The following is a 12,151-nucleotide window of genomic DNA, read 5'->3' as shown; positions in this document are numbered from 1 at the left end:
CTTGTCCAGCGCTCCCATGCCGGCCGCGCTGTCCGGATCGGCTCGCACAGTGTGCGAACGATCTAGTCCGGGACGTCCGTTTTCGGTAGAAGCAGCGGTACGACAGGGCCGCGACCGACGGCCACCGGGCACAGCACGAAGGAGGCGGTCATGGCCCCACCCATGTCCGCGAACGGGTTTCTCGACGCGCTTCGGGCGGAGGGCGTCGAGGTCGCCGAGGTCGGCGACTGGCGGACCCACAACCGCAACCACAAGGGCCCCTGGGGGCCCGTCCACGGCGTGATGATCCACCACACGGTGACCCAGGGCAGCGAACACACCGTGCAGGTCTGCCGCGACGGCCACCCGGACCTGCCGGGCCCGTTGTGCCACGGAGTGATCACCAAGGACGGCACGGTCCACCTGGTCGGCTACGGCCGCGCCAACCACGCCGGGCTCGGTGACGACGACGTCCTGCGCGCGGTGATCGCCGAGAAGGGGCTGCCGCCGGACACCGAGGCGAACACCGACGGCAACCGGCACTTCTACGGCTTCGAGTGCGAGAACCTGGGCGACGGCGAGGACCCCTGGCCCGAGGCACAGCTGGAGGCGATCGTGCGGGCCGCCACGGCCGTGTGCCGCCACCACGGCTGGACGGAGCGCTCGGTCATCGGCCACCTGGAGTGGCAGCCGGGCAAGGTCGACCCGCGCGGCTTCTCGATGGCGTGGCTGCGGGACCGCGTCGAGGAGCGCCTGAAGGCATAGCGTCACCCGGCGCCGGGCGACAATGAGGGCGTGACCAGCACCGGCCCGCTCGCCCCGCGCCTGCCCTCCCCGCTTCAGGAGGTGCGGGACGACCGCTTCGGCCGGCACGGTCTGCGGCTGCTCCTGAAGCGGGACGACCTGATCCACCCGGAGCTGATCGGCAACAAGTGGCGCAAGCTGGCGCCGAACCTCGAGGCGGCGCGGGGCCGGGCGCTGGTCACCTTCGGCGGGGCCTACTCCAACCATCTGCGGGCCACAGCGGCCGCGGGCCGGCTGCTCGGGCTGCCGACCACCGGTGTGGTCCGCGGCCAGGAGCTGGCCGGCCGCCCGCTCAACCCGTCCCTGTCCCGGTGCGCGGCCGACGGCATGCGGCTGCACTTCGTCGACAGATCGACATACCGGCGCAAGAGCGAACCGGAGACCCTGGCCGCGATCCTGCGCGCGGCCGGTGCCGAGGAGGCGTACGTCGTCCCGGAGGGCGGCAGCAACGCCGAGGCGGTACGCGGCTGCCGGGCCCTGGGCGAGGAGCTGCGCGGCCGCGCCGACGTCGTCGCGGTGGCCTGCGGCACCGGCGGCACGCTCGCCGGACTCGCCGCCGGCCTGGCCGCCGACCAGCGCGCGCTCGGGATACCGGTGCTCAAGGGCGGCTTCCTGACGGACGACATACAAGCCCTCCAGGAGCGCGCCTTCGGCGCCCGCACCGGCGCCTGGTCCCTCGACGACCGCTTCCACTTCGGCGGCTACGCCCGTACGACCCCGGAACTCGACGCCTTCGCCGAGGACTTCGAGCACCGGCACGGACTGCCGGTGGAACGTCTCTATGTCGCCAAGTTGCTCTACGGATTGGCCGCCCTGGCCGAGGAGGGCGCGTTCCGGCGCGGGACGACGATCGCGGCGGTCGTCACCGGCGCACCGTTCAGGGCGTGACCCCCGGTGCGGTCTCAGGCCGCCTCCCGGTAGGCGGCCGCCTCCTCCAGGTCGAGCCTGCGGAGCAGGGCGCGGAGCATCTCGTCGTCGATGTAGCGCAGGTCGCGGAGTCTGACGAAGACCTCGCGCTCGGCGCCGATCATCTCGCGGGACAGGCGGCGGTAGGTGTCGTCCACGGACTCGCCGGTGATGGGGTTGACCTGGCCGAGGCGCTCCCAGACGGCGTTGCGGCGGCGCTCCAGGACGGCGCGCAGGCGGTCGGCGAGCGGCGGGGGCAGGGCGTTGCGCTCGTCGGAGAGGAGTTCCTCCAGGCGGCCCTCGGCGGCCCTGGAGGCCTGTGCCTGGGCGTTGGCCTCGGCGAGCGTCTCGGCCTGCGGGTCGCGGCCGGGGAACCTGAGCAGGCCGATCAGTGGGGGCAGGGTGAGGCCCTGCACGACCAGGGTGCCGATGACGGTGGTGAAGGTCAGGAAGAGGATCAGGTTGCGCTGCGGGAAGGGGTGGCCGTGCACGGTGGCCGGGACGGAGAAGGCGATGGCCAGCGAGACCACGCCCCGCATGCCGGCCCACGCGGTGACCATCGCCCCCCTCCAGGTGGGGTTCTCCTCGCGCTCCCTGATGCGGGCCGACCACAGACGGGGCAGGAAGGCCGCCGGGTAGACCCAGACGAACCGGGCCAGGACGACGACGAGGAAGAGGATCACCGCGTACCAGGTCGCCTTGGCGCCCTCGTACGCCCCGAGCCCCTTGAGGACGACCGGCAGCTGCAGGCCGATCAGGGCGAAGACCGCCGACTCCAGGATGAAGGCGACCATCTTCCACACCGCCTCCTCCTGGAGCCGGGTGGCGAAGTCGACCTCCCACGCGCGGTGGCCGAGGTAGAGGGCGACGACCACGACCGCGAGGACTCCGGAGGCGTGCAGCTGCTCGGCGACTCCGTAGGCGACGAACGGGATCAGCAGGGAGAGCGTGTTCTGCAGGAGGGGTTCGGTCAGGTGGGTGCGCAGCCAGTGCAGCGGGGCCATGAGGACGAGGCCGACGCCGACACCGCCGACCGCCGCGATCATGAACTCGCGGATCCCGCCCGCCCAGGTGGCGCCCTCGCCGACGGCCGCGGCGACGGCCACCTTGTAGGCGGTGATCGCGGTGGCGTCGTTCAGCAGCGACTCGCCCTGCAGGATCGTCGTGATCCGGGACGGCAGCCCGACCCGGCGCGCGACCGCCGTGGCGGCGACCGCGTCCGGCGGGGCCACCACCGCGCCGAGCACCAGCGCGGCGGGCAGCGGCATTCCGGGGATGAGCAGATAGGCGGCCCAGCCGACGACGAAGGTCGCGAAGAGCACATAGCCCACCGACAGCAGCGCCACGGGCCGGAGTTGGGCCCTGAGGTCGAGGTAGGAGCTGTCGCTGGCCGAGGTGTACAGCAGCGGGGGCAGCAGCAGCGGCAGGACGATCTCGGGGTCCAGGGTGTAGTCCGGAATCCCGGGCACGTAGGAGACCGCCAGACCGACGGCGACCAGCAGCAGCGGCGCCGGGACCGGTCCGCGCCGGGCCCCTCCGGCGACCGCGGCACTGCCCGCCACCAGCAACAGCAGCGGCATCACGTCCATGGTCCTCGCCCACCCTCGTTTTCCGCGCGGCCACCCGCACACCCGTCGTAATCTGGCAATCATGAAACAGTGCACGCACGCCGACGCGCTGCCGCACCCGGAGCCCGAACCGCTGACCGAGACCTGCCCGGAGTGTCTCGCGCGCGGAACGCATCCGGTGCAGCTGCGGCTCTGTCTGTCCTGTGGCCACGTCGGCTGCTGCGACTCCTCGCCGGGGAGACACGCGACGGAGCACCACGAGACGTCCGGACACCCGGTGATGCGCACCTTCGAACCCGGCGAGGACTGGCGGTGGTGCTTCGTGGACCACGTTCTCGTGTGACACTGCACTGATACGGCATACGGTCGTGGCCGTCGACGGTTCGGGCGTCTGACACCGGGGTACGTCAACCCGGCGCGCGCTCTTCCCATTTGGGCCCGCAAACCCTCTAGACACGGAGCGTATCCACAGCTTTACTGTGAGTGACGCCAGGGGGTTGGGGTCCCGGGGACAGGACCGTTCGGAGCGCGATAGCGTCACCGCGGAACCACGTATGCGTTACCCCGAGGGGCGACCCTCGGCCCCGTAAAGCTTGTACCACCATGGAGGTGAGGGTGTCCCAGATCGCAGGCGAGCCCGCGACCCAGGACTTCGTGGAAGTCCGGCTGCCGGCTGCGGGTGCCTACCTGTCGGTGCTGCGGACGGCCACGGCCGGTCTGGCGGCCCGCTTGGACTTCACCCTGGACGAGATCGAGGACCTGCGCATCGCCGTGGACGAGGCCTGCGCGATCCTGCTGCAGCAGGCCGTGCCCGGCTCCGTGCTCAGCTGTGTCTTCCGACTCGTCGACGACTCGCTCGAGGTCACGGTCTCGGCGCCGACCACCGACGGCCACGCCCCCTCACGGGACACCTTCGCCTGGACGGTGCTCTCGGCCCTCGCGGGCAAGGTCTCGTCCGCCGTCGACGAGGACAAGACCGTGTCGATCAGCCTCTACAAACAGCGCGGCGCGGGCCCCGGGCCGGCGTGAGGAACGGGGACGGGCCGGTGCGGGACGAAGAGCGCGGCACACGGGAGCTGCCGACGGGGGACCAAGGCCCCGCGGACGGTTCCCGACGCATGGCGGACGGCATCGACGGCATCCCCGAGCAGGCCAGGCCGCACCCGGAGGACGACTCCGCTGAGGCCGGCAGCGACGGTGCCGTGCAGGGCGCGCCTTCGGAGGGGGGCGGCGGGATCGGGTCCGCCGCCCGCGCGGAGGCGAGGGCTCGGGGAAGGGCTACGGGCGGGACGATGAGCGAGCACGAGCGATACGCCGAGGACGACGCGCTGGGCAAGGAGGCCGTGCAGGCCACCCAGCACGACCCCCAGGACCGCAGCGGGGCGCGTGCGATGTTCGTCGAACTGCGCACGCTGAAGGAGGGCAGCCCCCAGTACGCGGAGCTGCGCAACCAGCTGGTCCGGATGCATCTGCCGCTCGTCGAGCACCTGGCCCGCCGCTTCCGCAACCGCGGCGAACCGCTGGACGACCTCACCCAGGTCGCCACCATCGGCCTGATCAAGTCGGTCGACCGCTTCGACCCGGACCGAGGCGTGGAGTTCTCCACGTACGCCACCCCGACCGTCGTCGGCGAGATCAAGCGGCACTTCCGCGACAAGGGCTGGGCGGTCCGCGTGCCGCGCCGCCTGCAGGAGCTGCGCCTTGCGCTGACGACGGCGACGGCCGAGCTGTCCCAGCAGCACGGCCGCTCCCCCACGGTCCACGAGCTGGCCGAGAAGCTCGCCATCTCCGAGGAGGAGGTCCTGGAGGGCCTGGAGTCCGCCAATGCGTACTCCACGCTGTCCCTGGACGTCCCCGACACCGACGACGAGTCCCCGGCGGTCGCCGACACCCTCGGCGCCGAGGACGAGGCGCTGGAGGGCGTGGAGTACCGCGAGTCCCTCAAGCCGCTGCTGGAGGACCTGCCGCCGCGCGAGAAGCGGATCCTCCTGCTGCGCTTCTTCGGGAACATGACCCAGTCGCAGATCGCCCAGGAGGTCGGCATCTCCCAGATGCACGTCTCCCGGCTGCTCGCCCGGACGCTGGCTCAGCTGCGGGAGAAGCTGCTGGTGGAGGAGTAGGTCACACCGGAGGTCACCTACGACCCGGCCCCTTGATCCCAAGGGCCTGGGTCGTAGCAGAGTTCACCAACAACACCAGCGAAGCAATCGCCACCACGGCGAGAGCGATCCCCACGGGGATCAGCACGCCGTCGGCCTGAAGCAGGCCGTAAGCCAACAGCATAGCCATGATCTGCGTGATCACCGCCGGCCCTCGGCTCCAGCTCTTCCGCAGCAGCAGCCCCCGCGCGGCGAGCAACGGCAGCAAGGCCAGCACGATCACGATGACACCCAGGGCCACGGCCTGCCCCGGGTCGTCCGGCGACCCGATGAGCCCGAGCGCGACCCTCCACACCCCGGCGGCCAGCAACGCGAGCCCCTCCAGCCCGCTCAGCGCGGCCGCATACGTCAGCCGCCGCGGACGGGGCCCATCAGTTCCGTCGGCCTTCACCGCCGTAGGCACATGCTCACTGCTCACCCCGGAAGCGTAGCCGCGCGCCTCGCCGCGGCCGCCTCCGCCCCGCGCGCGGCGCAGTCGTCCGTGGTCAGGCTCACGCCCGCACCTCTTACCGGATCCCTACCTCGGTCTGGGCCGGGTACCCCCCAGTAGGTACGCTGCCATCCATGCGTGCACTTCTCGTGGTCAATCCGGCGGCAACCACCACAAGCGCACGCAGGCGTGACGTCCTGATCCACGCGCTGGCGAGCGAGGTGAAGCTGGAGGCGGTCACCACCGAGTACCGCGGCCACGCGCGCGACCTGGGCCGGCAGGCTGCGGAGAGCGACGACATCGACCTGGTCGTGGCCCTCGGCGGCGACGGCACCGTCAACGAGGTCGTCAACGGTCTTCTGCACGCCGGCCCCGACCCGGACCGCCTGCCCGGCCTGGCGGTGGTCCCCGGCGGCTCCACCAACGTCTTCGCCCGCGCCCTCGGGCTGCCCAACGACCCCGTCGAGGCCACCGGCGCCCTGCTGGACGCACTGCGCGACAGGACCGAGCGGGTCGTGGGGCTCGGCCTGACCTCGGGCACGCCCGGCACCGAGGACGAGGCGGTGCCGGACCGCTGGTTCACCTTCAACGCCGGACTGGGCTTCGACGCGGGCGTGGTCGGCCGGGTCGAGCAGCAGCGCGAGCGCGGCAAGAAGTCGACGCACGCGCTGTACGTACGACAGGTGGTCCGGCAGTTCCTCGGCGAGCCGAACCGCCGGCACGGCGCGATCACCCTGGAGCAGCCCGGCGCCGACCCGATCAACGATCTTGTTGTCGCCATAGTCTCGAACACGTCCCCTTGGACGTATCTCGGCAATCGCCCGATGTACACGTCACCTAAGGCGTCGTTCGATACGGGGATCGACGTGCTCGGTCTCAGCCGTCTGTCCACGGCCGCGGTTGCCCGGTATGGCACCCAGTTGCTCACTTCGTCCCCCGAGCGCGGACCCCATGGCAGGCATGTGGTCGCGCTGCACGATCTGGACCAGTTCACCTTGCATTCGAAGGCACCTCTCCCCCTTCAGATGGACGGCGACCACCTGGGATTGCGTACGAGCGTGACGTTCACAGGCGTACGCCGCGCACTGCGTGTGATTGTGTGAGCGGAACGGGCCAAAGTCCTTTCACTCGAACGTTTAGGCCAGGATCCACCCCATGGAAGTACGGCTGTGACCCAGTCGACACCGAGGAATCAAAAAAAACTTTCCGGAAGGGGTTGTATCCGTCGCTGAGGTTTGCGAGTCTCTACGTGGCGATCGGGACGGCCCGCAACACCGGCCTCCACTGATCACCGGAACCCCTCTTTAAACCAAGGACCACGCCGGGGAAGACTCGGCGGTCGGCCCTTCACTTGTTGAGGGATTCGTGAAAGCGTTCACATTCACAAGCAACAAGCACGTAATACCAAGGAGAGGTAGCAGCCATGGACTGGCGTCACAACGCCGTTTGCCGCGAGGAAGACCCCGAGCTCTTCTTCCCCATCGGCAACACCGGTCCTGCGCTGCTGCAGATCGAGGAAGCCAAGGCCGTCTGCCGTCGCTGCCCGGTGATCGAGCAGTGTCTGCAGTGGGCGCTCGAGTCCGGCCAGGACTCCGGCGTCTGGGGTGGTCTCAGCGAGGACGAGCGCCGCGCCATGAAGCGCCGCGCCGCCCGCAACCGGGCCCGTCAGGCCTCCGCCTGACACTCCCACCCCAGCTGACAGCCTGAGCTTGGCGGCGCGTGCAACGAGTACGCATCTCCCGCCCCCGAGCCGCAGCGCGCAGTACCCCCGATGCTCCCCCACCTCTCGACTGCGCTCGAGCCGGGGGGACCCCCTTCGCGACATAGCGGAGCAGCAACGAGCTTAAGCCCCGGACCACCAAGTGGCCCGGGGCTCAATGCTGTTCGGGGCCCCTTTGCGGGGCGTCGGTGCGGTTCCCGTTGGGCCGTCCGGGTGCTTCCTACTTCTGCGCACGCACCGGAATGTCGAGGATCACCCGAGTGCCCCGCTCCGGGGCCGGGACCATGTCGAAGGTTCCGCCCAACTCGCCCTCCACCAGCGTTCGTACGATCTGCAGACCCAGGTTGCCCGCGGTCTGCGGGTCGAAGCCCTCGGGCAGACCGACGCCGTCGTCCTGGACGGTGACGAGGAGGCGGGCCTCCTTGGTCGTGCCGCCACGGACCGCGGAGACCTCGACCGTGCCGGTGTCGCCCTCGCGGAAGCCGTGCTCCAGGGCGTTCTGCAGGATCTCGGTGAGAACCATCGACAGCGGGGTGGCGACCTCGGCATCGAGGATCCCGAACCGTCCGCTGCGGCGGCCGGTCACCTTGCCCGGCGAGATCTCGGCGACCATCGCGAGGACCCGGTCGGCGATGTCGTCGAACTCCACGCGCTCGTCCAGGTTCTGCGAGAGCGTCTCGTGCACGATCGCGATCGAACCGACGCGCCGTACCGCCTCCTCCAGCGCCTCCCGGCCGCGCTCGGACTCGATACGCCGGGCCTGCAGCCGCAGCAGCGCCGCGACGGTCTGCAGGTTGTTCTTGACCCGGTGGTGGATCTCCCGGATGGTCGCGTCCTTGGTGATCAACTCGCGTTCGCGGCGCCTGAGTTCGGTGACGTCCCGGCACAGCACCAGGGAACCGATGCGGGTGCCCTTGGGCTTGAGCGGGATGGCCCGGAACTGGATCACCCCGTCGTTGGCCTCGATCTCGAACTCGCGCGGCGCCCAGCCGCTCGCCACCTTGGCGAGCGCCTCGTCCACCGGGCCCCGGGTCGGGGCGAGTTCGGCCGTGGTCTGCCCCAGGTGCTGTCCGACCAGGTCGGAGGCGAGGCCCAGGCGGTGGTAGGCGGAGAGGGCGTTCGGGGAGGCGTACTGGACGATGCCCTCCGCGTCCAGCCGGATCAGGCCGTCACCGACGCGCGGCGAGGCGTCCATGTCGACCTGCTGGCCGGAGAAGGGAAACGATCCTGCTGCGATCATCTGCGCGAGGTCCGAGGCGCTCTGGAGGTAGGTCAGCTCCAGCCGGCTCGGGGTACGCACGGTCAGCAGGTTGGTGTTGCGGGCGATGACGCCGAGGACGCGGCCCTCACGCCGTACGGGGATCGACTCGACCCGGACGGGGACCTCTTCGCGCCACTCCGGGTCACCCTCGCGCACGATGCGGCCCTCGTCCAGCGCCGCGTCCAGCATGGGCCGCCGGCCTCGCGGGACCAGGTGGCCGACCATGTCGTCCTGGTAGGAGGTGGGGCCGGTGTTGGGGCGCATCTGGGCGACCGAGACGTACCGGGTGCCGTCCCGGGTGGGGACCCACAGGACCAGGTCGGCGAAGGAGAGGTCGGAGAGCAGCTGCCACTCCGAGACCAGCAGGTGGAGCCACTCGAGGTCGGAGTCGTCGAGGGCCGTGTGCTGGCGTACGAGTTCGTTCATGGAGGGCACGCTGTGAGCGTACCCGGGGCTTCGGGTTGGCCGGAAAACACCCGCGGGCCGCGGCGCCTGGGAGGGACCCTCAACCCACCCGGCACCGCAGCCCGGAGCATCATCGGCCGTGGGGTGTGCGGTCCCGGTCGGCCGAAGGTCGAGGAGCCGGGGCAGTCAGGGCAGAGAGCTCCGGTTCCTCGGTCCGTCTTCCTGTGCGGGGAAGACGGAAGCTGTTCAGTTTTCTCTACGATTTCCCCTACGCATTGTGGACTAGACCACGCTGGCGTGTCCATGCACGCGAGGGCATGCATTGAAGTCCGACGGCACGCGATGCCACGCAGCCTAGCCCGCCCCGGTCAGCCGCGGGGCCAGATGGCCATGGCAATTTCCGCCAGCGCCTCCAGTTCCTCCCGGCTCGCGCCGTCCCGGGCCTGCTGGGACATGCCCTGGATCATGGCTCCGGTGTGCCGGGCGAGCGCTGCGGCGTCGGTGCCGGCCGGCAGCCGCCCCGCCGCCATGTCGGCCCGGATCCGGGACGCGAGCGCGGCGATGCTCGCGTTGCGCCGCTCCCGCAGCAGTTGCTCGACCTCGGGGCTGGTGCAGTTGGTGGCCGCGTGGACGACCAGACAGCCGTAGGGGTGGGCGGGGTCGGTGTACTCGACTGCGGCCTCGCGCAGGGTCCGCTCCACGGCGTCACGGGCGGTGGGCTCCTCGGCGAGGGCGCGGTCACCGAAGGCACCGTGGGTGCCGGCGTAGACCTGGACCACCTCCTCGAACAGGGTCCTCTTGTCACCGAAGGCCGCGTAGAGGCTCGGGGCGCCGATACCCATGATCCGGGTGAGATCGGAGACGGAGGTGGCCTCGTAGCCGTGCTCCCAGAAGGCCATGAGCGCCTTCTCCAGTGCCGTGGCACGGTCGAAGGAGCGCGGACGGCCACGGGACCTGGACGTCCTGACCTGCTCTTTCGCCTCAGCCGTCCCCTGTGCCGTCTCCCGGGCGTTCACCATGGAGTGCATTTTATAGCGCCCCCTAGAGAAATGTCCGCGGGATGTTGTACGGTCTTTCTGTAGCGACCACTAGGAAATTACGGAGGGGTGGCGGACATGGGTGTGCTCGCGGGGAAGACGGCGCTGGTCACGGGCGGGAGCCGGGGCATCGGGCGGGGTATCGCCGAGCGGCTGGGGCGAGACGGGGCGCGGGTCGCGGTGCACTACGGCAGCAACGAGGCGGCGGCCAAGGAGACGGTGGCCGCGATCGAGGCGGACGGCGGCTCCGCGTTCGCGCTCGGGGTGGAGCTGGGGGTGCCGGGGGACGCCGAGCGGCTGTGGGAGGAGTTCGACCGGCATGCGGACGGGCTGGACATCCTGGTGAACAACGCGGGGATCGGTACGGCGTCCCCGATCGACGAGATGACGGAGGAAGAGTACGAGCGGGTCTTCGCGGTGAACGTGAAGGCGCCGTTCTTCCTCACCAGGCACGGCCTGTCGCGGCTGCGGGACGGCGGGCGAGTCGTCAACATCTCGTCGGGGCTGGCCCGGACCGCGGTCATGCCGGACAAGATGGCGTACGCGATGACGAAGGGCGCGCTGGACGTCTTCACCCGCGATCTGTCCAAGGTCCTGGGCCTGCGCGGGATCACGGTGAACTCGGTGGCGCCGGGCATCATCGACACGGACAACACGGCCGGGCTCCTGCACGGAACGCCGGGCGGCTGGGCACAGGCCGCGTCGATATCGGCGCTCGGCCGGGTGGGAGCACCGGCCGACGTGGCGGACGTGGTGGCGTTCCTCGCGTCGGACGCCGGGCGGTGGGTGACGGGGAGCTGGGTGGACGCGACGGGGGGTTCGCTGACCTAGGAAGGACCGCCCTCCGCGCCATGGGAAGAGGCACCGTGCGGCACGCCTTCGAACGCCGATTCTGTTAGATTGGTCTAAACCACATAGAGACTTTTGCTCTGACTCTCCCAGACCTCCAGGCCCTCTTCAGAACGGCAGGCCCAGCGTGGAAGTTGTCATCGTTCCAGACGCCGCGGCGGGTGGCGAGCTGATCGCCGAGGCCATGGCCCAGCTGCTGCGACGCAAGCCCGACGCCCTGCTAGGTGTGGCCACCGGCTCGACTCCGCTGCCCATCTACCAGGCGCTGACCGCCAAGGTGCGCTCCGGCGCCGTGGACGCCTCGCGGGCGCGCATAGCCCAGCTCGACGAGTATGTGGGGCTGCCCGCCGATCACCCCGAGTCCTACCGCTCGGTACTGCGCCGGGAGGTGCTGGAGCCGCTCGGGATAGGGATGGACGCGTTCATGGGGCCGGACGGCACGGCCGAGGACGTCCAGGCGGCGGGCGAGTCGTACGACCGGGCGCTCGCCGAGGCCGGCGGCGTGGATCTGCAGCTGCTCGGGATCGGGACGGACGGGCACATCGGGTTCAACGAGCCGTGCTCCTCGCTCGTCTCGCGCACCCGGATCAAGACGCTGACCGAGCAGACCCGGATCGACAACGCGCGCTTCTTCGACGGCGACATCGAGCAGGTGCCGCACCACGTGATCACCCAGGGCATCGGCACCATCCTGGAGGCCCGGCACCTGGTGCTGCTCGCGACGGGCGAGGGCAAGGCGGACGCGGTCGCCGCGACCGTCGAGGGTCCGGTCGCGGCCGTCTGCCCCGCCTCCGCGCTCCAGTTGCACCCGCACGCCACGGTGGTCGTCGACGAGGCCGCCGCGTCCAAGCTGAAGCTGGCCGACTACTTCCGGCACACCTACGCCAACAAGCCGGACTGGCAGGGGATCTGACACTTCCCGCACACTGACGGGGGGGGGGGGGGGGGGAGGGGGGGGGGGGGGAGGGGGGGGAGTGGGGGGGGGGGGGGTGGGGGGGGGGTTGGGGACCCATAGCTGCCATCGCGCCGGCAT

General features: G+C 70.7%; 13 protein-coding genes. 9 read left to right on the top strand and 4 right to left on the bottom strand.

The window, feature by feature from the left end:
- Positions 1–150: 150 nt before the first annotated feature.
- Both ACZ5DS_RS13065 and ACZ5DS_RS13060 read left to right on the top strand, forming a co-directional pair.
- Positions 151–744, top strand: coding sequence for an N-acetylmuramoyl-L-alanine amidase (locus ACZ5DS_RS13065; protein WP_468236994.1), 594 nt, complete (start codon positions 151–153; stop codon positions 742–744).
- A 30-nt stretch (positions 745–774) separates the two neighbouring features.
- A complete protein-coding gene (locus ACZ5DS_RS13060) occupies positions 775–1,671 on the top strand; it encodes a 1-aminocyclopropane-1-carboxylate deaminase/D-cysteine desulfhydrase (RefSeq protein ID WP_468236991.1) in 897 nt (298 codons plus the stop codon).
- 14 nt (positions 1,672–1,685) lie between these two features.
- Here the strand turns inward: ACZ5DS_RS13060 and ACZ5DS_RS13055 are convergent, their stop codons facing one another.
- Entirely contained in the window at positions 1,686–3,278 is a 1,593-nt protein-coding gene (locus ACZ5DS_RS13055; protein WP_468236989.1) for a Na+/H+ antiporter, read from the bottom strand.
- 61 nt (positions 3,279–3,339) lie between these two features.
- Between ACZ5DS_RS13055 and ACZ5DS_RS13050 the strand changes: the two genes are divergently transcribed.
- The 3 genes from ACZ5DS_RS13050 (at position 3,340) to ACZ5DS_RS13040 (ending at position 5,377) form a co-directional block, all read left to right on the top strand.
- Positions 3,340–3,600, top strand: a complete 261-nt coding sequence (locus tag ACZ5DS_RS13050) for a UBP-type zinc finger domain-containing protein (RefSeq protein ID WP_468236986.1) — start codon at positions 3,340–3,342, stop codon at positions 3,598–3,600.
- Between the two features lie 272 nt (positions 3,601–3,872).
- Positions 3,873–4,286 carry an ATP-binding protein gene (locus tag ACZ5DS_RS13045; RefSeq protein WP_004925829.1) on the top strand — a complete coding sequence of 138 codons (414 nt, stop codon included), beginning with the start codon at positions 3,873–3,875 and terminating at the stop codon, positions 4,284–4,286.
- Positions 4,287–4,303: 17 nt separating this feature from the next.
- Complete coding sequence (locus ACZ5DS_RS13040; RefSeq protein WP_468236984.1) at positions 4,304–5,377, top strand: RNA polymerase sigma factor SigF; 1,074 nt, start codon at positions 4,304–4,306, stop codon at positions 5,375–5,377.
- 13 nt (positions 5,378–5,390) lie between these two features.
- Here the strand turns inward: ACZ5DS_RS13040 and ACZ5DS_RS13035 are convergent, their stop codons facing one another.
- Positions 5,391–5,834 (bottom strand): hypothetical protein, encoded by a 444-nt coding sequence (locus ACZ5DS_RS13035; protein WP_468236982.1) that lies wholly within the window; start codon positions 5,832–5,834, stop codon positions 5,391–5,393.
- Between the two features lie 146 nt (positions 5,835–5,980).
- On the opposite strand from ACZ5DS_RS13035, the gene ACZ5DS_RS13030 reads away from it, so the two are divergent.
- Positions 5,981–6,949 (top strand): diacylglycerol/lipid kinase family protein, encoded by a 969-nt coding sequence (locus ACZ5DS_RS13030; protein WP_468236980.1) that lies wholly within the window; start codon positions 5,981–5,983, stop codon positions 6,947–6,949.
- Between the two features lie 320 nt (positions 6,950–7,269).
- Positions 7,270–7,527, top strand: a complete 258-nt coding sequence (locus ACZ5DS_RS13025; protein ID WP_003992873.1) for a WhiB family transcriptional regulator — start codon at positions 7,270–7,272, stop codon at positions 7,525–7,527.
- Between the two features lie 259 nt (positions 7,528–7,786).
- On the opposite strand, the gene ACZ5DS_RS13020 is transcribed toward ACZ5DS_RS13025, so the two are convergent.
- Positions 7,787–9,253, bottom strand: coding sequence for a sensor histidine kinase (locus ACZ5DS_RS13020; RefSeq protein WP_468238198.1), 1,467 nt, complete (start codon positions 9,251–9,253; stop codon positions 7,787–7,789).
- A 347-nt stretch (positions 9,254–9,600) separates the two neighbouring features.
- Entirely contained in the window at positions 9,601–10,251 is a 651-nt protein-coding gene (locus ACZ5DS_RS13015; protein WP_468236977.1) for a TetR/AcrR family transcriptional regulator, read from the bottom strand.
- Positions 10,252–10,347: 96 nt separating this feature from the next.
- Between ACZ5DS_RS13015 and ACZ5DS_RS13010 the strand changes: the two genes are divergently transcribed.
- Together ACZ5DS_RS13010 and nagB are read left to right on the top strand one after the other, a co-directional pair.
- The gene (locus tag ACZ5DS_RS13010; protein ID WP_468236974.1) at positions 10,348–11,100 is read left to right on the top strand and encodes an SDR family oxidoreductase; all 753 of its coding nucleotides are present in this window, start codon (positions 10,348–10,350) and stop codon (positions 11,098–11,100) included.
- A 145-nt stretch (positions 11,101–11,245) separates the two neighbouring features.
- Complete coding sequence (gene nagB / locus ACZ5DS_RS13005) at positions 11,246–12,031, top strand: glucosamine-6-phosphate deaminase (protein ID WP_468236972.1); 786 nt, start codon at positions 11,246–11,248, stop codon at positions 12,029–12,031.
- The last annotated feature ends 120 nt before the right edge of the window (positions 12,032–12,151 follow it).

The organism is Streptomyces sp. NPDC031100, assembly GCF_055570785.1.
This window is presented reverse-complemented; position numbering and strand designations above follow the sequence as displayed.

What these genes read in the sequence shown, in the direction of transcription:
- ACZ5DS_RS13010 (WP_468236974.1), top strand. Translation starts at nt 10,348, where the DNA reads ATGGGTGTGCTCGCGGGGAAGACGGCGCTGGTCACGGGCGGGAGCCGG.
- ACZ5DS_RS13050 (WP_468236986.1), top strand. Translation starts at nt 3,340, where the DNA reads ATGAAACAGTGCACGCACGCCGACGCGCTGCCGCACCCGGAGCCCGAA.
- ACZ5DS_RS13015 (WP_468236977.1), bottom strand. Translation starts at nt 10,251, where the DNA reads ATGGTGAACGCCCGGGAGACGGCACAGGGGACGGCTGAGGCGAAAGAG.
- ACZ5DS_RS13020 (WP_468238198.1), bottom strand. Translation starts at nt 9,253, where the DNA reads ATGAACGAACTCGTACGCCAGCACACGGCCCTCGACGACTCCGACCTC.
- ACZ5DS_RS13065 (WP_468236994.1), top strand. Translation starts at nt 151, where the DNA reads ATGGCCCCACCCATGTCCGCGAACGGGTTTCTCGACGCGCTTCGGGCG.
- ACZ5DS_RS13025 (WP_003992873.1), top strand. Translation starts at nt 7,270, where the DNA reads ATGGACTGGCGTCACAACGCCGTTTGCCGCGAGGAAGACCCCGAGCTC.
- ACZ5DS_RS13030 (WP_468236980.1), top strand. Translation starts at nt 5,981, where the DNA reads ATGCGTGCACTTCTCGTGGTCAATCCGGCGGCAACCACCACAAGCGCA.
- ACZ5DS_RS13055 (WP_468236989.1), bottom strand. Translation starts at nt 3,278, where the DNA reads ATGGACGTGATGCCGCTGCTGTTGCTGGTGGCGGGCAGTGCCGCGGTC.